This is a genomic window from Pedobacter sp. Leaf250 (assembly GCF_920984735.1).
Taxonomy (GTDB): Bacteria; Bacteroidota; Bacteroidia; order Sphingobacteriales; family Sphingobacteriaceae; genus Pedobacter.
Genome location: NZ_CAKLBU010000007.1, coordinates 143571 through 164880 on the forward strand (window position 1 = coordinate 143571; position 21310 = coordinate 164880).

Here is a 21310-nt window from a genome sequence, read left to right on the forward strand (position 1 = left end):
TTAAAAATGGAACCACAAAAGATTAATAAAGGCGATAGAAACAAGATTTACTTTCTGGTTATAGTTATAGCTGCTCTTATCGGAACAAATGCTTACCTGTTTTTTAAAGATCGACAGCAAAGCGAAAGGTTTGTTACAGTAAGTACAGAAAAAGATAAATTGCGTTTAGAGGTTGAAAAAATTGAGGTGGAATTGGATAAAGTTGAAGCGCTCAACTTGGATTTAAATGAGAAATTAGTTGAAGAACAAAAGTTAGCCAGAGAAAAAATTGCCGAACTTAAAGTTGCATTAGAAAAAGGAGAAATTACCCAAGGAGAGCTTGATAAAGCCAATACCCAAATCAATGAATTAAAAACCTTTGTTAAAAACTATAACGATCAGGTTATTCAACTTCAAAAAGACAATATTTTTTTAAAAAACAGCCGCGATAGCTTAGAGAACACACTTAAAAATATAAGCAATAAAGCTTCTGGCTTGGAAAGTGAAAATGCTAACCTAAATGCTAAAGTTAAAACCGCAGCAGCCTTAAAACTACAAGGTGCTAATATTATTGCCTTCAGAACAAAATCAAGCGGTAAGAAAGTAGAAGTTACTAAATCATCAACAGCCGAAAAGTTAAGTGTTCGATTTAATATTATTGCGAACGAATTGGCAGAAAAAGGCCACCATAATATTTATTTAAGGGTTTTTGATCCGGCAGGAAATTTACTTGCAGATGAAGGGAATCGTTTTGAAGCCGATGGCCAGGAGATGCAATTTAGCCACTCCATCTATATCAACTACAATAACGACGATAGCACCTATGTTATCGATTGGGCTAATCCAAAGCCATTTATCAAAGGGATTTATACAGTTATTTTATATGCCGATGGCAATACAATGGGTAAAGCGCAGGTAGATCTTCGCTAATCTCCTCCAAATTAAGCTAAAGGAAAGGTTAAATAAAATGTGGTTCCTACATCAATAACTGAAGTAAAACTAATTGTTCCACCCGCATTTTCTACGGCCTGTTTTACAAACGCCAGCCCAAGACCAGTACCTGACGATTTTGTAGTAAAGTTAGGTACGAAAATTTTATCATGTAATATCGCCGGAATTCCTTTTCCATTATCCTTTATCTCGATATATGCGAATTCATCATCGTTATACAGTACCGCACTAATACAACAGTGAGATTCATCATCAATAGCCTCAATTGCATTTTTGAATAGATTATTAAAGGTTCTCAATAATTGATCATGGTCAGCCAGAATGCGGATACTATTTCCAGCCTTATTAAGCACATTGATTTCTACATTATCGCTATGCTTATAAACCTGGCGGGCCTGTTCTATCACAGGCATGATATCCAACCTCTCCAAATTGGTATCGGGCATTTTAGCAAAATTCGAGAATTCTGATGCTATTTTCGAAAGGCTATCAATTTGCTCGATAAAAGACTTGCTGAACTTGTTAAATTTATGTTCAAAATTTGGATCATTTTCTCGCCATGACTTTTCCAGTAACTGAACACCTAATTTAAGCGGTGTCAATGGATTTTTAATTTCATGAGCAACTTGTTTTGCCATCTCACGCCAGGCACTCTCTCTTTCTGATTGGGCTAATTTAACTGCGCTGGCTTCGAGGGCAGCTATCATTCCATTGTATTCCTTAATCAATGAGCCAATTTCATCATGCCTCCGCCACACAATTGGCTCATTACGCTGTCCAATTCTGGTTCTGCTAATGCTCTCCTGAATGAAAGTTAGAGGGCTTGTAATCTGGTTGGCCAAAAACACAGCTAAAACACCCACCGCCACAAACACCAGGGCATAAATATTAATCAGGTTACTTACAAAAAGCGCAATCTTATCTGAATATTCTTCTTCGTTTGAATAGTTAGGCAGACCAATATACGCGATAGTTTTATTTTGAGCATTTCGTATTGGCGCATAGGCAGCCGCATAAGTTAAATTACCAATCTTCTCCTCATCATTAATATATTCAGATCGCTTTAATTTGGCCAAGTAGGTATAAGCTAGTGGTCCCATTTTTCTTCCAATAACTTTTGAATTATAAAGCTTTGGATAAGTAGTCATCAACAAATTGCCCTGGGTGTTATATAAATTTAAATCGACATTATTAACATCGGCAAAATTAATGAAATCAGCCACTGCATCTTCATCCTCAACTATACCTTCACTAAAAACCTGTTTTTCATAATTCTGCTGTACTTTCCTTATTTTATCTTTAATGGATATGGTTTGTTGTCCCCGATATTCGTTGTTCATGTAATAGTAAGTTACCCAACCAACAATTAATAATGTGGCCACCACCGATAATACTACGGATAATTGGATCCGTGTTTTGTACAGGATTTTATTGGCATTAATCATCAGTGATCGATTAATGCTAAACCAACCCACACGTTCATCATCAAGATTTTTAATTAACCAAATTAATCCATATAATACCAATGAGAAGATAATAAACACTAAAAAGAAAAAGGATAGTGCTGCCAAACGCTCTACATAACCCACCTTTTGCTTGCTTATTACCACCATCTTACTGTCAGTTGGTTTATATATCAAGTGGCTATAATCTAATGAATTATCACTGCTCGTTACAAAATCATCTTTTTTGCCTTTAAAAATTCTACCATCTAAGGGATAGGTGTAATTTCCAGACTGATTTAATAATCGATCATTACTATATAGTGCTATTGAATATCCTTTAAAATCTTCATCTCTGATCAGCTTTTGATCTCCGAGCAAATCTGGCAATCTATTGTTATAATTATAAGGTTTTGATCGAAGTTCGATGACTAAAGTTCCTAATAAACTTCCTTTATTTACAACAGAGATAATTCCAAAATAATCCTGATAACCAAAAGTATTATTAACCTGATAGAAATAATTTGCACCATCTATTTTAACCGAACCAGATTCTACCAGTCCTTTATATTTTCTAAAAGGTTGCCCATTCGGATTACTGATATCAATGCCGGTTTTATCGTATGGATAGATTTGATAATCGTAACGACTTAAATATCCATCTAAATAATTTTTTATGTGATTTTTGAGTACCGAATAATTCGATTTACCATTTTGATTAAAATATCTAATTAAAAAATCATCCTTAAGTAACTGACCCTCTAAACTTCCAAGCGCCACAATTGCATTCGGATCTTCTGACGATTGTACTTTACGGGCAAGAGGCTCGCGAAGGTTACGCTCGGTAATATCCTTATACTTGATATATTTAATAGATGTGTTAAATGCCAAACAAAAAAATACAATAGCAAATAAACCAATAGAAAACTTAGCTTTTTCGTTATAAATGCTTCTGCAAACAATTAAAAGTATGAACGCAAAAACAATGAAAAAAGCAGTAAAATCAGTGGTAAGTTTATAAATAAAAACTACTGCAAAACCGGTTAAAAAAATGATAAGCCTTTCCCTATTGCTCACATTAAGTTGCTTGCTAACCGTTGCCGAAATGATGGTTATTAAGTAAATCTGGAACCAAACCAAACAAAGAATTACAATACTTACCCAACTCGAGCCACTTAATTTTAGGATATTAATAATCTCAAAGTTAATCTTAGAGTTATATATCAATCCAAAAAAAACTTCATCACTGAAATAGGCAATTGTGGAAATGAAGGCTAAAAACAAAACATGTATAATAATGCCAAGTACTTTGCTCTTCCTGATGTAAGCTCCAAATTTATACTGCTCTTTGTGGTTGTACATAAATAACAGCAACCAAGTGAGGGAAATTACGTTTAATAAAAAATCGCCCAATGAAGGCATGAGGAAGCTTTCAGAATATATTTTGGGATCAAAAAGATCAAGCGGAAATCGGTGATTGAACCATCCATAATACAAATCGGAAAGTCTAAACGTTAAAAAGAATGCCATTAAAAGTAATGTGCCCCAAGCAATATGGCCCTTTCTTGCGATTAACGAACTTAAGGAATTAAAAAACATGCAAATGCTCAATAATCCTGCTACGAAAAGCCATAATTGGGTAACCGAATAATAATCGTCTATATAACCAGGTTTTACTTTTAATCCGAATAAAAATTTATTATCAATACTTCTGATACTATATACGTCTTTATCGGTAAATGAAGCCAGCGTGAGTAACCTTGAGCTAGATAAAAGCGGATCTAAATCGTTTTTAAAATATTGGGTTTCTTTAAAAGGATATTGTGACTGTATCGAAATCAGGAAAACCAAATTGAAATCGCCCTGGGTATTTTTAATAACCTCGTACCATCCATTGGAAAAAAATAGTACAGAACTTCCTTCCTTAATTGTTCGAGGATCGATATCGGTAACACGGTAAGTACTCCAAAATTTTAATTGATTGTTTTGGAAAGTGAGCAGATTAATGCCCTTTACTTTTCTGTAAACATTTAAGAAATCAATGGCATTTTTCGGATTGTTATGAAACTGTTTTGCTTTTGCAACTTCGTTTTTGTTAGCTAAAAACGCGGCAACATCATTTTCCTTTATAAGCAGGTTTTGTTGAACTTCCCTCGCATCGCGTTCCAACAAATCACTTTTGGTTGTAAATCTGCTTAGCGATATTGAGGTTACGATAAGGCAGCAACCTAATACAAGCAGTAGAAATCTAATTTTTACACCAAAGCTCAATTTCATCGATTTTGATAAAGATATTAAATATTGATAAAAAACAACGCCATAAACGGTTTGTTTATGGCGTCGAAATTATTTTAAAATGAAGAATTTTAAGCAATAGTGGCGCTACTGGTTTGCACCTCGCGACTCACTTTTTTAACTAAACCCTGCAAAACATTGCCAGGTCCAACCTCTACAAATTCCGTTGCTCCATCAGCAAGCATATTTTCAACAGTTTGTGTCCAACGTACAGCGCCTGTTAATTGTTTGATTAAATTTGCTTTTATTTCTGCAGGATCGGTATAAGGTTTTGCATCAACATTTTGATATACCGCACAAATAGGTGCAGAAATATTTGTGGCTTCAATTGCAGCTTGTAATTCAATTTTTGCAGGCTCCATTAAAGGCGAATGGAATGCTCCGCCAACATTTAACTTTAAAGCACGTTTAGCTCCAGCCTCTGTTAACTTTGCACAAGCCAAATCAATTCCTTCTATACTACCCGAAATAACCAATTGACCCGGACAATTATAATTTGCTGGAACAACCACTGCATCAACCTCAGCGCAGATTTTCTCTACTACATCATCAGCCAAGCCTAAAATAGCAGCCATTGTTGAAGGTTGTGCTTCGCAAGCCTTTTGCATTGCATTCGCACGAGCAATAACCAACTTTAAACCATCTTCGAAACTTAACGCATTAGCTGCAACCAAGGCTGAGAATTCGCCTAGTGAGTGACCAGCCACCATATCTGGCTTAAAATCAGCACCTAAAACTTTTGCCAAAATAACCGAGTGCAAAAAAATTGCTGGCTGGGTTACATTAGTTTGTTTTAGTTCTTCGTCTGTTCCGCTAAACATGATATCGCTGATGCGGAAACCGATAATTTCATTTGCCTTTTCAAATAATGCTGCAGCCTGTGGGTTTTCATAAAGATCTTTACCCATTCCTACAAATTGTGCTCCTTGTCCAGGAAAAATATATGCTCTCATAATTTATGCGTTTGGCGTAATGCGCTTGGCGATTAGCGTAGCTGCAACGCCCAACCTTTTACTTTCTACTTTATACTTTCTACTTTATACTCTTTACTTTCTACTTCCTACTTTCTACTAATCTAAACTTGCTGTAATTAACCTCAAAAATTCAGCCCGTGTTTTATCGTTACTTAAAAAAGTACCTGTAAAAGCTGATGTAGTGGTTACTGAATTTTGTTTTTGTACACCACGCATAGCCATGCACAAATGTCTGCATTCCATAACTACGGCAACGCCCATCGGGTTTAGAGTATTTTGAATACAGTCTCTAATTTCATTAGTTAAGCGCTCCTGAACCTGCAAACGGCGGGCAAAAGCATCAACCACACGAGGGATTTTGCTCAAGCCAACAATGTGTCCATTTGGAATGTATGCGATGTGTGCTTTACCAAAAAATGGCAACATGTGGTGTTCGCACATGGAGTAAACCTCAATATCCTTAACCACAACCATTTGGCTGTAATCTTCTTCAAACATGGCTGATTTCAAGATTTCATCAGGTTTTAAATCGTAACCATGTGTTAAATACTGCAATGCTTTTGCTACACGTTCTGGTGTTTTCAATAGCCCCTCACGTTCTGGATCTTCGCCTAACTGACCAAGAATATCTTTATAATGTGTGGCAACAGCTTCAATTTTTTCCTCGTTATAACGGTCTATTTTTACATAGCCATCTCTCGATTCGCCTTTTAATATGTCTTTAGTGCTCATTAATATTTGTGGATTTAACCAAAGTATTCAACATAGTTATTTTCGGTTTCGTAGATTTTTACACAATGTAAAATTGCACCACTTTCTGCAATTGGGGCTTCCAATTGTTTCCAAACTTCAATGGCCAGATTTTCTGTAGATGCCAATTTACCTTTCATAAAATCTACATCAAGATTTAAGTTTTTATGGTCAACTTTATCTACAACATAAATATTCATTACATCTTTTAACCATTTCAAATCGACAAGAAAACCAGTTTCGGGATTTATTTCACCTTTAACGGTAACATACAACCAATAGTTATGCCCATGCCAGTTCGGATTGGCGCATTTTCCGTAAACCTCGTTATTTTTATCATCATCCCAATCGGTTCTGGCCAGTTTATGGGCAGCGTTAAATGATGCTTTTCTCGTTATATAAATCATTACTCTAAAATAAAAGATCAAATATACGGATAAAGGCTTAAGAGAAGACATGGAAAATGTAAGATGGAAAATGGATGATTATTATCGTAATCGAGTACCTTTACTTTATGAAAACTCTAGTAGTGGCGGCTACAAAAGCCGAGGTTGCATTCTTCTACCAGCATTATAATTTACCCGAAGGTGATTTTATTGAGGGCAAAAACTTCGATTTATTGATAACTGGAGTGGGTATGGTAGCTACGGCATTTTCATTGGGTCAGTATCTTTCTGCTAACAAATATATTTTGGTGCTTAATGTTGGTATTGCAGGCTGTTTTGATAGAAATATTGCGTTGGGAAGCCTTTTAAACATTAATGAGGATACTTTCGCTGAGCTTGGTGCAGAAAATGGAGATGAGTTTTTAACCATCACTGATTTAGGTTTTGGCGAAAACCATTTCAAATCCATTGGGAAACGCATAACAAATTTGCCATCGGTTAAAGGCATAACAGTTAATTGTGTAACCGGAAGCGAAAAAAGCATTAATAATATTGTAAAAAGATTAAACCCAACTAGCGAGAGCATGGAAGGTGCTGCTGTTTTTTATGCCTGTAAGAAAGAAAATATCGATTGCCTGCAAGTAAGGAGTATTTCAAATTATGTTGCGCCGAGAAATAAAGAAACGTGGGAAATTGGTTTGGCTATTAAAAACCTGAACGAATGGCTGATTTCTTTTATATCAGAAATGAACTGATTATGACTGATTAATTTGCCACAGTACTTAATTTTGATTTATGAAGCTTACACTTGGTTTTTCTCCTTGCCCCAACGATACATTTATTTTCGACGCCTTAATTCACCATAAAATAGATACCGAAGGGTTATCGTTTGAGGTGAGTTACGATGATGTGGAAACGCTAAATCAAAAAGCTTTGAGAGGCGATTTGGATATTACCAAACTTAGTTTTCATGCGTTTGCCTACGTGGCTCATCAATATGCATTGTTAGATGCTGGAAGTGCCCTGGGCTTTGGTGTAGGACCGCTTTTAATTAGCAAAAATCATTTTGATGAAAATGATTCCAGGCTCCAAACTCCAAATTCTGACTTAAAAATAGGTATCCCTGGAAAGTATACTACAGCCAATTTCTTATTGGGAATAGCTTACCCACACTTGCAAAACAAGCAGGAAATGGTTTTTTCAGAGATTGAATCAGCTTTGCTGGAAGATAAAATTGATTTAGGCTTGATCATCCATGAAAACAGGTTTACTTATCAAGATAAAGGATTAAATAAAATCGTTGATCTGGGCGATTATTGGGAGAAGCTAACAGGCTGTGCTATCCCCTTGGGTGGAATTGTAATCAACAGAAATTTAGACCGAGAAGTTCAGCTTAAGGTTAATCGTTTAATTCGACAATCTGTAGAGTTTGCATTTGCTCATCCAAAATCGGGCATCGATTTTATTCGTAAACACGCACAGGCGATGGATGAATCGGTGATGTATAAACACATTGAATTATATGTAAATAAATACAGCATTAATTTAGGCGATGAGGGCAGAAAAGCTGTGGATACTTTATTTACTTTAGCTGCCGAAAAAGGTATTATTCCACCAATTAAAGCGAATTTGTATGTTTAGCGAGGATTTAAGTGAGTTATAAAATTGAAAGGTTGAAAAAGTTGTAATGTTCAAAAACATTCCAACATTTCAACGTTTAAAAACAATCTGTTAACTCACCAACAATTTATAGCCTTTACCGTGTACATTGATTATCTCCACGTTCGAATCTCCCCTCAAATACTTTCGCAATTTGCTTAAAAACACATCCATACTTCTTCCGTTAAAGTAGTTATCATCATGCCAAATGCTTAATAATGCTTCTTCTCTGGTTAAAACCGTATTCTTTTTTAAGCACAACAAACGTAACAATTCAGCCTCTTTGGTTGAAAGTTTTTGTTGCTGATCACCATTGGTAATAATTTGTGTTGTATAATCGAAAATATAATTTCCAATGCTGAACTGAGTTTCAGGTGCTTCTTCTGCACCATCAGTTTTGCTCGAAATACGTTTAAACATCGCGTTTATACGCAATAAAAGTTCTTCTATACGAAAAGGCTTCGTAATGTAATCATCACCACCTAAATCATACGCAGCAGATTTATCTTCCAACATGGTTTTTGCTGTTGCGAAAATAATAGGCACTTGCGCATTCACCTTACGAATATCTTTCCCTAAAGTAAATCCATCCTTTTTAGGCATCATCACATCCAAAATACAAAGATCGAAGTTTTGCTTATTGAAAGCACGTAATCCTTCTTCCCCATCTGTACAAAGCACCACATCGAATTTGCCTTTTAGTTGCAAATAATCTTGCAGCAATAAACCTAAATTTGGATCGTCCTCAACCAGAAGTATTTTTTTCATTGTCTTTATTTTATTCACGTAAGTAGCGTTACCTACAGTAAAAGTTTGATTGTGTGTTTGCATGTCGGTTTAATTTACTTAGTGATTTAAATAAACTTTCCGCAATGTTAAGCAATGTAGGGTTGCAAAATGGATAAGTATCGACCAATAAAGCTTTTGTGCCGATAGTTAGCTTTCATATAAAGGTAATGATATTTCAAATGTTGTTCCTTTATCTTTTTCGCTACTAACCTTAATACTCCCGTTTACTTGTTTTATAATATCCTGAACATAATTTAGCCCCAAACCAAAGCCTTTCACATCATGCAGATTGCCTGTAGGTACGCGGTAAAACTGATCGAAAATACGCTTCGATTGTTCTTTGGTCATGCCAATTCCTTTATCTGAAATTTCGATAAAAAGTTTATTGTTGGTATTTCTTGTGTTGATGGTAATTTCGGGTGTTTCAGAACTATACTTATTTGCGTTATCGATTAAATTGTAAAGTACATTCGAAAGATGAAGCTCATCGCCAAAAACGGTAGCTTTTTCAGCATCGGTATTGACATTTAAAATGGCATTTCTTTTTTGAAGTTGAAGCCCCATGCTATCTAACACAATTACGATTAAATCGTTCATATCCACTTCGGTATTGTCCATTTTAAGTTCGCCCTTTTCTAATCTGGCAATACTTAAAACACGCTCAATATGGCTGCCCAACCTTACATTTTCATCATAAATAATATTGGCCAATCTCTTTAATCGCGATTTATCTTCTGTAACCTCGGGATCTTTTAAAGCCTCACTCGCAATCATGATGGTAGCCACGGGTGTTTTAAACTCATGCGTCATGTTGTTGATAAAATCAGTTTTCATTTCCGAAATTTTCTTCTGCTTTAAAATGGCATAAAGTGTATAAGAAAAAATGAAAACCAGCACCAATAACAAACCAACTGATGTGGCTAAAGTAAAACTTAAATTGGCCAAAATTGCCGAGTTTTTATTCGGGAATGTCACAATAAGAGTCCCCGGATCACGAAATAAATCGTTTCCAAATAAAGGTATTTTATAGGTATTCTCAGGCAGAAATTCTCCATGTGTATTCGATGCTTCGATAAACAAAACTGAATCCTTTTTTGCCAGCGAAACTTTATAATAAGGTTTTTGACTGATGTTGTGCGTTAATAATTCTTGTTTTAAAACATCGCCAAGTGCCTGAAAGTTAATTCTTTTATAAATTGGAATATTAGACTCTTCCAATTCTTTTGATACATCCTCTACTAAACTCATTCTATTGTAAGGCAAAGTATCTTTACCCAATGCTGCAATTTTTACTTCCAGTTTTTTTCTGGCGATTTCATCCTCACGTTTAAATTTTTTTTCAAACTCATCAGGGATTTTAGCAACGTTTGCAAAACCTGGACTACCATCGCGTGGATCGAAAACCAAATACCTTAATGTATCAGGTAAATTTTGCAGGCTTCTGAATTCGAAAGCTTTGGGAGGTGGCGCAAATGGTTTGGTACGCATGCTATAACCTTTAAGAACCAAGCCTTTAATGTCAATAATGGCATCCATTTGCAAATCTAACTTTCGCCCATTTCTTGATGATAAAGATTCGTATTCCTGTTCGGTAATTACATTTGGTGCCCTATAAGAAATCCTGATGATACTATCTTGCTGATTTAAATAATTCTCAATTAAATTTTCACGTTCGGCAAATCTCAATTCCGATTCCTGAACATACTGCTGTCTTAAATCTTTAACATCAAGCGCTCGCTGTCTAGCATCCTGCAGACGTTTTAATTTATTTTCAGCATCTTTTTTATTGATGTGGTTGGCCACATTTAACCGCTCTACTTTTTTAACTACTGTTGCAAGTGTTTGGTTAACCTGTTCATCAAATAGTTGAGATTTTAGGTTATAGGCTTCCTTGATGTAGTACAACTGCATTACAAAAACGCCGAGCAAAGCCACCGTCATTAAAACAGTAATAAACCAAAAACTCCTTTTTTTCATTGATGTGATTTTCTGCTGAACAGCGTATGTGTGAATACTTTACAACCTAACAGCAATCAAAAATACTCAATAGCTAAGTTACCAGAATGTTTTTAACATATTTTAACATGGTTTATTGAGCTGGAAATGAAGAGTTAAGCCCACAAAAAATGCCGAGGCATAAGCCTCGGCATGGTTCAAAATTGTTTGCTTAAAAAGATTCTTTATTTAGAAAGGCAAATCATCATCTTCACCTGGTGTATTGCTCACATCTACTGGAGCTGCATAAGCTGGAGTAGCTGTTGCCGGAGCGCCTGCTGCAATTGCATTGATTCTCCAAATTACCAAACTATTAAAATATGATGTTTTTCCTGTTTTATCTGTCCAAGGGCGACCGCGTAAATTAAAGAAAACCTCAACCTCATCGCCTGCTTTAAATGTATCTAATAATGCAGTTTTATCTTGCAAAGCCTCAAAACGGATATATTCTGGGTATGTTGGATTTTCTGCAAATTCTACTATTAAATCACGTTTTTTAAACGTTTCACTTACCTGCTGCGTTGCACCTACTTCGTGTACTTTTCCTTTAATTTCCATAACTAATACTAATATTGTACCTTAAAGAATCAAATCTCTATAATTTTATTGATAACTTCGCATACATTATGATGCAAGTTTTCCACAATAAAAGCAAGGTAATCATTACCTGCAATAAGCGCCTTTCTCCGTATTTACAAGATGAAGTTACGGCTTTAGGCTATAAAATAGAAAGAGCCTTTCCAACTGGCGTAGAGCTAAATATCACCCTTACGGAGTGTATTAAGCTAAATTTAAACTTGCGTTGCGCCAGTCAGATTTTATACGCCATTAAAAGTTTTAAAGCCATTACGCCTGATGATCTTTATAATGAAATTAAAAATATTGAGTGGGAAGAGTTGATTGATTTTGCTGGTTATTTCTCTGTAACTTCCAATGTGGATAATCCAAATATTACTACACCTCTTTTTGCCAATTTAAAGGTTAAAGATGCCATTGTAGATCGGATGAAAGAGAAGAAAGGCATCCGCCCAAATTCTGGATCTGATGCGAACAAAGCCGTAGTACATTTATATTGGAAAGATGCTGATGCCGATGTTTTTATGGATACATCTGGCGAAACTTTGGCGAAACATGGTTACCGCAAAATACCTGGAAAAGCGCCAATGCTCGAAGCGCTTGCTTCAGGCGCAATTTATGCCACCAAATGGGATAAAAAATCACCTTTTATTAACCCGATGTGTGGTTCAGGGACTTTGGCCATTGAGGCCGCTCTCATTGCAACTAATCGTGCTCCGGGTTTATACCGCATGAATTATGCTTTTATGCATATTTTGGGTTATGATGAACAAGAGTTTTTCGCAGAAAGAAGAATCCTAAAAGATCAGGTAATTAAAAATATTGATTTAAAAATTATTGCTTCAGATCTTTCGGAAGATGCTGTTGAAGTTACCCGACGAAATGCCCAAACAGCTGGTGTTGATACTTTTATTGAATTTGAAGTTTGCGATTTCGAACTTACTCCTGTACCCGAAGGCGGACAAGGTGTAGTGGTTTTTAACCCAGAATATGGCGAACGTTTAGGAGTGCATAGCAAATTGGAACTCACCTACAAACGTATGGGCGATTTTATGAAAACTAAATGTAAAGGCTATTCTGGTTATATTTTTACCGGAAACCCAGATTTAGCAAAAAAAATCGGCTTAAAAGCTTCGCGAAAAATAGAATTTTATAATGGAAAGCTAGATTGTAGAATGCTTGAATACGAATTGTATGATGGTTCGCGGAGAGCGCCTCTTATAGAAACGCAAGAAACAAATTAATTTAAATATTAAGGAGCCTGATTGATAATTTATTAACTTTTAGGCTCCTCATTTTTTACTTTTCTAACCCTAGTTTTCTTTATAGATTCGGTAATAGACGGGAATTGTTTGTGCCACATGCTGGTATACATACCATCGAGTTTAACCAATGCCGCATGTGTGCCTTCCTCAATGAGTTTCCCCTCTTTTAAAACCACAATTTTATCTGCATTAACTACAGTGCTTAATCTGTGTGCGATCAAAATAATAGTTTTCCCTTGTTCGCGAAGCAAAGAAATGGCATTATGAATATGTTCTTCTGATGAAGAATCTAGTGAGGAAGTTGCCTCATCCAAAATCAATATTTCAGGATCTCGATAAAGCGCCCGGGCAATGGCCAAACGCTGCCTTTGTCCTCCCGATAAGTTGGTTGCATTTTCGCCTAAATAAGTATCAAACCCATTTGGTAAACGCTCAATAAAATCCATAATATTTAATTGGGCACAGATGCGGATGATTTTTTTCATATCAGGTTCCATTTCCCCAACTGCAATATTTTCAATCACATTGCCAGCAAACAAGTGCACATCCTGAGGAACTACCGCAACCAACTTTCTTAAACTTTCATTGGTGATGTAATTAATATCGAATTTGCCAATCATAATATTGCCCGCTTGTAAAGGGTAAATATTTTGAAGTAGCGAAAGTAAAGTAGTTTTTCCCGATCCACTTTCGCCAACCACCGCAGTAATTTTTCCTTTCGGTACATGAAGATCAAAACCATCAAAAACAGTTACCCTCGTTCCATATCTAAAGTTTACTTTTCTAAACTCGATATCGCCAATCATATCTGGTGAAATATCCATGCGGTTTTCAGTTTTCTCCCGCTCCAAATCCATAATTTCGAAAAGCCTATCTGCAGCAATTCTTGCATCCTGAAAAACTTTATTCATCCCGATTAAACTGATTACTGGTCCGGTGAAGTAACCAATTATAGCATAAAACGACAGCAATTCGCCTGGGGTAATTAAATTTTGAAGTACAAAACTTGCCCCAGCCCAAAGTAAAATAACTGAAAACGTACTGGAAATAAATCCACTGGCGTTGCCAACTAACAATGAATTTGTTCCAGATGTGTAAACCGTTTTAAGCAAATTAATAAACCTGATTTCGGTTTTAAGGTTAGAAAAATTTTCAAGTCCAAAACGCTTAATGGTACTTACCGAATGAACTGATTCTACCAATTGGTTTTCCAGTTCGGCACTTTTTTCCATCAATTGCCTTTGAGTGGTTTTATTCAACCGGTTAGAAACGTAATACACCAAAGCATAAAGCGGAACAACGGTAAGCATAATCAGCGCCAGTTTCCAATAGTAGGTAAACATTAAAGCAAACGAAAAAATCAAAATGAAAACGTTTACGGCAAAACCCACTAAAACATCATTAATAAACGCCCTGATTTTTACTGCATCGTTCATGCGAGAAATGATTTCTCCTACCCGCATGGTATCGAAAAAGGCTTGGGGTAATTTTAGAAGATGTTTATAATAACCTAAAATCAGCCTTGCATCAATCTGCTGACCTGTTTTTATGGTTAATAATGTTTTGGCATAATTGATGAAAATTTGAAGCAGAATGATCACAATCATTACTGTACCCATCAGGTTTAAAAGATTTGTGTTCCCTTCGGGCAGCACATTATCTACAATTTTCTGCAAAAATATGGAAGTAGATAATCCTAAAATTGTGTAAAATATTGCCCCAATTAATACCTGAATCAGCACTGATTTATGCGGCATTAATAGATAGAGAAATCTTTTCTCTAATGATATTCGCTCGGTTCCTGCTGTAAAATCATCTCCCGGTAGGAGCATAATTAAAACACCTGTCCATTTTTGCCTAAACTCATCAGGTGTTAAACGCTGCATTTCTCCATAAGCCGGATCCATTACCTCGACATAATCTTCAGTAACTTTATACAAAACAATGTAATGCGCCAGGTTATTGTTATTAACGTGAGCAATTACAGGCGTTGGAATGGTAAACAAGTTATCATAACTTGCCTTAACTCCTTTCGCCGAAAACCCCAATCTTGTTGAGGCTTCAATTAAACCAAGCACATTTGTGCCTTTTTTATCAGTACTGGCATATTGACGTATTCGGGCAATTGGCAAATCCAATCCGTAATGAATAGATATTGAAGCTAAACAGGCAGCGCCACAATCCGTTACATCATGCTGCTTTATAATTGTTTTCTTCGTTTTTCTATTAGCAGCAACTTTTGCTTTAAAAGCTTGAAAAAATTGGGTTAAGCTTTTCATAGGCTGGTAACTTTGGTTTCTTTACGCTCAGGAATAACATTCGGGTTCAACCAATCATCAGCTTTATCATAAAGCAACTGAAACAGTGTTCTTCGGGTAACGAAAAATCTGGCTTGGAGTGTCATTCCCTTTTTTATATTTCCGGTATAACCATTCCTAAGTTTTAAACTGTTTTTATCGAGCAAACAACGAACTTTGAAAAATGGCTGAGATTCATTTTGCATGAATACATCGTTCGAGATGGATAAAACTTTACCCGTTGCCATACCCCATTCATTATAATTATAGGCATCTATCTGGAACCTCGCTTTTGTTCCAATCTTTAATAATCCAATGTCTTTGGGTTGAACATATGTTTCTGCGATAAGACCCGAATCAGGTGAAATTTCTCCTAAAATCTCATTGGCAGATATGGAACTACCCGGCTGAATACCCTTCAATTGTTGTACTGTTCCAGTTAATGGTGCCTTTATGGTATAAAATTCTTTTTCCTCTTCGTATTGTTTCTCTTTAGTATCAAGCTGTTGATTTTGAATATTCAGTTGATTTAGCTCCGTTTGCCATTTACTTCCCTGCTCTTCTCCTATTAAGCTTAGTTCATTAAAAACATTATCCTTACGAAGCTTCATTTCATCGTACTCCAATGCAGAAACTGCCTTCCGTTTATACAGAAAGGCATAGCGTTCGTAATTTTTATAAGCCAATTGATACCGTGCTTTAGCCTCGGTTACTCTCTGCATAAAAAAACTATATTGCTGGCCATAAACGCCAGATTTTAGGGGAAGTTTTTTCGACCAATCATTACGTTGATAGGCATTTATTAACAGGCGTAAATCATATAATTGGTCGGCTACATCACTTTGCTGGAATTGATTTAATTCATCCTGACTTTCAATATTTTCTTTTTTAATGGTTAACAAAACCTGGCCAGCCTTCACATGCATATTTTCCTTGATGTACAAAGAATCGATACGTCCTGCTATAAGCGGTTTGATTTCGTTTCGCTCGGCAGTTGGTCTGAATATGCCTGTACTTTTAACATTTACATCAACTTTAATAAAGAATAGCGCTAAAAATGCAACTATAAGCACAACCAAAATAACCTGATAAATTACTTTGGTGTATGAGTTGTGAGAATGAAAATGATACTCGGCAGTATTTTCAATGATCTCTTTCGGGAATATGTATTTGTCACTATCCATATCAAAAATTATATACGCATTTTAGTGATAAGGGGTTTCCAAATCGAAAAAAAGACCATATTGCCTGGTCTTTTAAAAAATAAAATTTTTAGAATTATTGGTTAATTCCTAAAAATCTAAAGTTCAAATGAGTATTGTTTCCAACAGAAATTTTAGTTTCATCTCTCCGATCTCCGTTTACGGTAATAAATGAAAGACTCAATAAACTATCAGCTGATGCACTTATAGAAATACTTGATAAGCTACTGGTATTTGCAAAAACACCACCTCCACCTATGCTTACTAATTCATGTTTTGATAAATTTTCCATGATGATTGATTTTTGTAGTAAATAAAAAGGGATTCTTTTCAGAATCCCTTTCATAAATTGAGTGTTAATCAAATTAGCTGGTTAGGCTTTGGAACAAACCTTGTAAGCTTCCACCAATGTTATTCCCTACAGAGAACGAGGTTTTACTCGATTCATCTCCGTCTTGGGTTTCGTTTGAAAATGATAATAAATTACCAATTCCTATTGATCCTAATAATCCACCTGAATTCGATGAATCATTACCACCAAATAAACCACCACCGTTGATTTCTTTCATTTCGTTTAAATTTAACTCTTGAAGTTTCATAACGTTCTAATTTTAATAATTGCCTACTCTGTTTGAGGTTTTCGGCTACTCCTTTTATGTTCGCTTTTTACAGCGAGGTTAATTAAGAAACGAAAGAAACCTGCAGATGGTTTTTATAACTGCTTGATTAGCAACAACAAATCAGAATACATTAAACTTTTGGGTTGTTCCTTTGTTTGCAATAATTAGGTTGCCTATCCGTTCGCGTGATACTTTATAGTAAAACGATTAATTCCTATAAAATCTAAGCCGATCAGAATTTCGTAAATTATTGAAACATTAAAATTATCCCTTTTATGGAAGATGTATTAGCTTTTAAGACAAAGAATGTTGCCGGGAATATTAGAAAAATTAGAGAATACAGAGATTATACTCAAGATTATTTGGCAGCAAAACTAAAAATTTCTCAAAACGCTTATAGTAAAATTGAGTTAGGTTATAGTAAATTAACTATTGATCGGTTATTTCAAATTTCTACTATTTTAGAAGTTGAGGTAACACATTTGCTTACCTTAAATCACAATGATTTAATTAAAATTATTGCTGAAGATGAAAACAGAACAGCAGCGGTAAGTTAAAAACTTCCGCTGTTGAAATCATTTATTCCAGCCTGCATAAATTTCCAATATCTTTGGCAAAAATTCTATTATGCAGCCTTCTATCCAAAAAACAATCGATTTTGTAAAAAAAACTTTAGCCAATGCAGAAGCTGGTCATGATTGGTTTCATATAGAACGGGTTTATAAAACGGCTCAAAATATCAATCAAAAAGAAAATGGCGATGATTTAGTAGTAGCTTATGCCGCACTGTTGCATGATATTGCTGATCCAAAGTTTAATGATGGCGATGAAAAAATAGGTCCAAATATCGCTGCCGCCTTTCTTAAATCTATTGAAGTTGATCAATCAATTATCGATCATGTGATATTGATCATCGAAAATATGTCTTTCAAAAATAGCTTTGATCAAAATTCCTTCACTTCCAGAGAAATGCAAATTGTTCAGGATGCTGATCGATTAGATGCCATTGGCGCCATTGGTATAGCAAGGGCTTTTACTTATGGGGGTTTTAAAAACCGTGTGCTTTATGACCCGGAAATTAAACCTGAACAACATTTATCAAAAGAAACTTATAAAAATACAACTGCACCAACTATTAATCATTTTTACGAAAAACTGCTTTTGCTTAAAGACATGATGAATACTAATGCAGGAAAAGATATTGCAGAGGAACGCCATCAATTTATGCTGCTTTACCTTAAACATTTTTTTAACGAATGGGAAGGTAATTAGCTTTTTAGCAGGCATATACCGTAAAATTACGGTACAGATTACTGATATATAGGTATTGGATAAAAAGACATTTTATAATAATTTAGTATAACTAAAATTAATGAACGTCTTTCAAGTGAAATATCATAAATGTGGCATATTAAGGGCTGCACTTATTGGAATACCAACTCTTGGTGCGCTAATAATGCTTACGATGTTAATCTGTTTTCCATTTTTTACACCAGCTTGGTTAATCTCCTTTCTAATTATTTCCTTTTTATTATTCATGATTTTTGTTTTGAAATGGATAATCAAAAAACAGATTTTTGTGCCTTGCCTTGTAAGTATTGATAGGCAAGGCATTAAATTTGAAATTTTAACAAACAGCCTGTTTTATAGTAAAAAAATTTTTCAGACTACCTGGGCCAATATTTCGTCAATTGAAGAAAGGTTTAGCATTCAAAACGGCAATTACTCATATGCTATAGGTTTCAAGAATCTACAATTTAAAGCTCATTTTAGCATTGATGAAAATTTTGAGGATGAGGCTGAAAATTTTTTCAAAACATTGAGGTTTTATCAGGAAATCAAAAAAATCTCTATAATTTTTCAGCAAAGCCAATCCAGCAACCATTTTCCTGATGAATTGGCAAGCAGTTGATATTCTGTAAAAGAGTATTATTTACTAATATTTTTAGTTTTTTAAAGCTATATTTGTTAGTAAAATAACACCTATGTCATTCGATCGAATCCGTGAAAAGTTAAATATTCTTGCAGATGCAGCAAAATATGATGTATCATGTTCATCAAGTGGCGGTACAAGAAAAAACAATAATAAGGGACTTGGCGATAGTCATTCGTCGGGAATTTGCCACACCTATACAGAAGATGGGCGATGCGTATCGTTACTTAAAATTTTATTAACCAACCATTGTATTTACGATTGTCTTTTTTGTGTATCGCGTAAAAGCAACGACGTAAAACGGGCTGCTTTTACAGTTGATGAAGTGGTTGAACTAACCATGAATTTTTATCGACGGAATTATATAGAAGGTTTATTTCTTAGCTCGGGAATTTTCAAAAATGCCGATTTTACAATGGAACGCTTGCTTTTGGTTTGCAAAAAACTTCGGTTAGAACAAAATTACAACGGTTACATTCATTTAAAAACCATTCCGGGCGCAAGTGATGAGCTAATTAAAGAAGCCGGTTTATATGCAGATCGAATGAGTATTAATCTCGAAATGCCTACTGAAGCAGGTTTAAAACTTTTAGCACCTGAAAAAAGTCACGCTGATGTGATTAAACCATTAGATTTTGTTCAAAAAAATATTGCCCAATTTTCTGCTGATAAAAAGTTAATTAAACACGTTCCAAAATTTGTTCCTGCTGGCCAGAGCACGCAAATGGTAATTGGCGCTACGCCAGAAAGCGACAAAGATATTATGTATACTGCAAATGCATTTTACAAAAACTTCTCGTTAAAAAGAGTTTATTATTCTGGTTATGTACCCATTAGCGATGATACTCGAATGCCAGTTTTGGGCACTCAACCGCCTCTTTTACGAGAAAACAGGCTTTATCAAACCGATTGGTTAATGCGTTTTTATGGCTTTAAAGTTCAGGAAATTTTAAATGACGCGAATCCCAATCTGGATATAGACATTGATCCAAAATTGAGCTGGGCCATTCGGAACATGCAGCATTTTCCTATCGATATTAACAAGGCTGATTATAAAATGATTTTACGCATTCCTGGAATTGGGGTAATGTCGGCTCAAAAAATAGTGCAGGCAAGGAAATTCGGAAAATTAAGAATAGATCAACTCAAAAAAATGGGTGTGGCATATAATAGGGCAAAACATTTCATTACCTGCGTTGATAGTCCATATCAATTAAAAGATTATCAGGGTACACAAATAAAAGCTTTTATTCTAGCCGAAAGCCATAGTAAATATTTAAAAACAGACAGCAATCAACTGATTTTATTCTAATGATTTACGTTTTCGATGGATCTTTGCCGGGCTTACTTACAGCAGTTTTCGAATGGTTTGAAAGAAAGCCTGGTCTTGTGGTATTGAAATCGAAGGATGCTTTTCAACCGGAAGCATTTACTGAAGTATTTTTTGTGAATAATGATGCAGAAAAGGCGGACAGGGTGTGGACAGGACTTCAAAAGAAGATTAAAAAAGAGTGGTTACGAAAGTTTTATTGTTCTTATTTATCAGAAATTCCCGAGGCTTATCAACATCTTTTTCAGTTTACCATTTACATCTTTCAAAATGAAAAAGGAGCTGAGGCTAATTATGGAAATAATGATGTAATGGCTTTATCGAAATATGCAAAAAGTGTAGAAAGAGAGAAACACAGAATGGAAGCTTTTATTCGTTTTCAAAAAACAGGTGATGGCATGTTTTATGCATCCATCGATCCTGATTTTAATGTTTTGCCGCTCATCACCAATCACTTTAAAAACCGATATGCAGATCAACAATGGATTATTTACGATTTGAAACGGAAGTATGGTCTCCATTATGATTTAAATACTGTTGAAGAAATTTCAATTGATTTTTCGGCAGATGTAAATAAAAAAAATCCCGCAGCAATATTAATGGATGAAAAGGAAGAACTTTATTCTTTGCTTTGGAAAGATTATTTTAAAAGTGCCAACATTGTTGCCCGAAAAAACACCAAGCTTCACGTAAAACACGTTCCCAAAAGATATTGGAAATACTTAACCGAAAAGCAATTGGGTTAACATCACACTAACACAAACTTGTCTGCTCATATTATTTACCCACATTTCAAAACTAGAATCGTGTTTCTTGTACTTGTGCCTTCAGAGAACTAAATCCACTCAACTATTAAGAAAATGAAAA

The 21310-nt window shown here is 35.2% G+C and carries 20 protein-coding genes; 8 read left to right on the top strand and 12 right to left on the bottom strand.

Annotation, left to right across the window (positions count from 1 at the left end; translation table 11 throughout):
* Positions 1-6 precede the first annotated feature (6 nt).
* On the top strand, positions 7-909 hold the full coding sequence (locus LUA91_RS08070) for a hypothetical protein (RefSeq protein WP_231425539.1): 903 nt from the start codon (positions 7-9) through the stop codon (positions 907-909).
* 11 nt (positions 910-920) lie between these two features.
* On the opposite strand, the gene LUA91_RS08075 is transcribed toward LUA91_RS08070, so the two are convergent.
* From LUA91_RS08075 to LUA91_RS08090, 4 genes are all read right to left on the bottom strand, one after another.
* The gene (locus LUA91_RS08075) at positions 921-4649 is read right to left on the bottom strand and encodes an ATP-binding protein (RefSeq protein ID WP_231425540.1); all 3729 of its coding nucleotides are present in this window, start codon (positions 4647-4649) and stop codon (positions 921-923) included.
* A gap of 89 nt (positions 4650-4738) precedes the next feature.
* A complete protein-coding gene (gene fabD / locus LUA91_RS08080; protein ID WP_231425541.1) occupies positions 4739-5620 on the bottom strand; it encodes an ACP S-malonyltransferase in 882 nt (293 codons plus the stop codon).
* A 117-nt stretch (positions 5621-5737) separates the two neighbouring features.
* Positions 5738-6373 carry a GTP cyclohydrolase I FolE gene (folE, locus tag LUA91_RS08085; protein ID WP_231425542.1) on the bottom strand — a complete coding sequence of 212 codons (636 nt, stop codon included), beginning with the start codon at positions 6371-6373 and terminating at the stop codon, positions 5738-5740.
* Between the two features lie 14 nt (positions 6374-6387).
* The gene (locus LUA91_RS08090) at positions 6388-6798 is read right to left on the bottom strand and encodes a 6-carboxytetrahydropterin synthase (protein ID WP_231425543.1); all 411 of its coding nucleotides are present in this window, start codon (positions 6796-6798) and stop codon (positions 6388-6390) included.
* 107 nt (positions 6799-6905) lie between these two features.
* Between LUA91_RS08090 and mqnB the strand changes: the two genes are divergently transcribed.
* Together mqnB and LUA91_RS08100 are read left to right on the top strand one after the other, a co-directional pair.
* A complete protein-coding gene (mqnB, locus tag LUA91_RS08095) occupies positions 6906-7532 on the top strand; it encodes a futalosine hydrolase (protein WP_231425544.1) in 627 nt (208 codons plus the stop codon).
* Positions 7533-7572: 40 nt separating this feature from the next.
* Entirely contained in the window at positions 7573-8418 is an 846-nt protein-coding gene (locus LUA91_RS08100; RefSeq protein WP_231425545.1) for a menaquinone biosynthesis family protein, read from the top strand.
* A gap of 90 nt (positions 8419-8508) precedes the next feature.
* Here LUA91_RS08100 and LUA91_RS08105 read toward each other — a convergent pair whose 3' ends face one another.
* From LUA91_RS08105 to LUA91_RS08115, 3 genes are all read right to left on the bottom strand, one after another.
* Positions 8509-9204 carry a response regulator transcription factor gene (locus LUA91_RS08105; RefSeq protein WP_231425546.1) on the bottom strand — a complete coding sequence of 232 codons (696 nt, stop codon included), beginning with the start codon at positions 9202-9204 and terminating at the stop codon, positions 8509-8511.
* Positions 9205-9372: 168 nt separating this feature from the next.
* Positions 9373-11202 carry a sensor histidine kinase KdpD gene (locus LUA91_RS08110; protein ID WP_231425547.1) on the bottom strand — a complete coding sequence of 610 codons (1830 nt, stop codon included), beginning with the start codon at positions 11200-11202 and terminating at the stop codon, positions 9373-9375.
* Positions 11203-11409: 207 nt separating this feature from the next.
* Positions 11410-11778: a DUF3127 domain-containing protein gene (locus tag LUA91_RS08115; RefSeq protein WP_231425548.1), complete on the bottom strand. Its 369-nt coding sequence runs from the start codon at positions 11776-11778 to the stop codon at positions 11410-11412.
* Between the two features lie 71 nt (positions 11779-11849).
* Between LUA91_RS08115 and LUA91_RS08120 the strand changes: the two genes are divergently transcribed.
* Entirely contained in the window at positions 11850-13040 is a 1191-nt protein-coding gene (locus tag LUA91_RS08120; RefSeq protein WP_231425627.1) for a class I SAM-dependent RNA methyltransferase, read from the top strand.
* 32 nt (positions 13041-13072) lie between these two features.
* On the opposite strand, the gene LUA91_RS08125 is transcribed toward LUA91_RS08120, so the two are convergent.
* The 4 genes from LUA91_RS08125 to LUA91_RS08140 all read right to left on the bottom strand — a co-directional run bounded on the left by LUA91_RS08125 (position 13073) and on the right by LUA91_RS08140 (position 17159).
* Entirely contained in the window at positions 13073-15340 is a 2268-nt protein-coding gene (locus tag LUA91_RS08125; protein WP_231425549.1) for a peptidase domain-containing ABC transporter, read from the bottom strand.
* The gene (locus tag LUA91_RS08130) at positions 15337-16542 is read right to left on the bottom strand and encodes an HlyD family secretion protein (protein WP_231425550.1); all 1206 of its coding nucleotides are present in this window, start codon (positions 16540-16542) and stop codon (positions 15337-15339) included. Before LUA91_RS08130 ends, LUA91_RS08125 begins: the two co-directional genes overlap by 4 nt.
* A gap of 94 nt (positions 16543-16636) precedes the next feature.
* The gene (locus LUA91_RS08135) at positions 16637-16852 is read right to left on the bottom strand and encodes a hypothetical protein (protein ID WP_231425551.1); all 216 of its coding nucleotides are present in this window, start codon (positions 16850-16852) and stop codon (positions 16637-16639) included.
* 73 nt (positions 16853-16925) lie between these two features.
* Complete coding sequence (locus tag LUA91_RS08140; RefSeq protein ID WP_231425552.1) at positions 16926-17159, bottom strand: hypothetical protein; 234 nt, start codon at positions 17157-17159, stop codon at positions 16926-16928.
* A 296-nt stretch (positions 17160-17455) separates the two neighbouring features.
* On the opposite strand from LUA91_RS08140, the gene LUA91_RS08145 reads away from it, so the two are divergent.
* A complete protein-coding gene (locus tag LUA91_RS08145) occupies positions 17456-17737 on the top strand; it encodes a helix-turn-helix domain-containing protein (protein ID WP_231425553.1) in 282 nt (93 codons plus the stop codon).
* A gap of 70 nt (positions 17738-17807) precedes the next feature.
* A complete protein-coding gene (locus LUA91_RS08150; protein WP_231425554.1) occupies positions 17808-18452 on the top strand; it encodes an HD domain-containing protein in 645 nt (214 codons plus the stop codon).
* 123 nt (positions 18453-18575) lie between these two features.
* On the opposite strand, the gene LUA91_RS08155 is transcribed toward LUA91_RS08150, so the two are convergent.
* Positions 18576-18719: a hypothetical protein gene (locus tag LUA91_RS08155; RefSeq protein WP_231425555.1), complete on the bottom strand. Its 144-nt coding sequence runs from the start codon at positions 18717-18719 to the stop codon at positions 18576-18578.
* A 446-nt stretch (positions 18720-19165) separates the two neighbouring features.
* Here LUA91_RS08155 and LUA91_RS08160 point away from each other — a divergent pair, with 446 nt between their 5' ends.
* Entirely contained in the window at positions 19166-20425 is a 1260-nt protein-coding gene (locus tag LUA91_RS08160) for a putative DNA modification/repair radical SAM protein (protein WP_231425556.1), read from the top strand.
* Complete coding sequence (locus LUA91_RS08165; RefSeq protein ID WP_231425557.1) at positions 20425-21189, top strand: TIGR03915 family putative DNA repair protein; 765 nt, start codon at positions 20425-20427, stop codon at positions 21187-21189. The genes LUA91_RS08160 and LUA91_RS08165 overlap by 1 nt, the downstream gene beginning before the upstream one ends.
* Positions 21190-21310 lie beyond the last annotated feature (121 nt).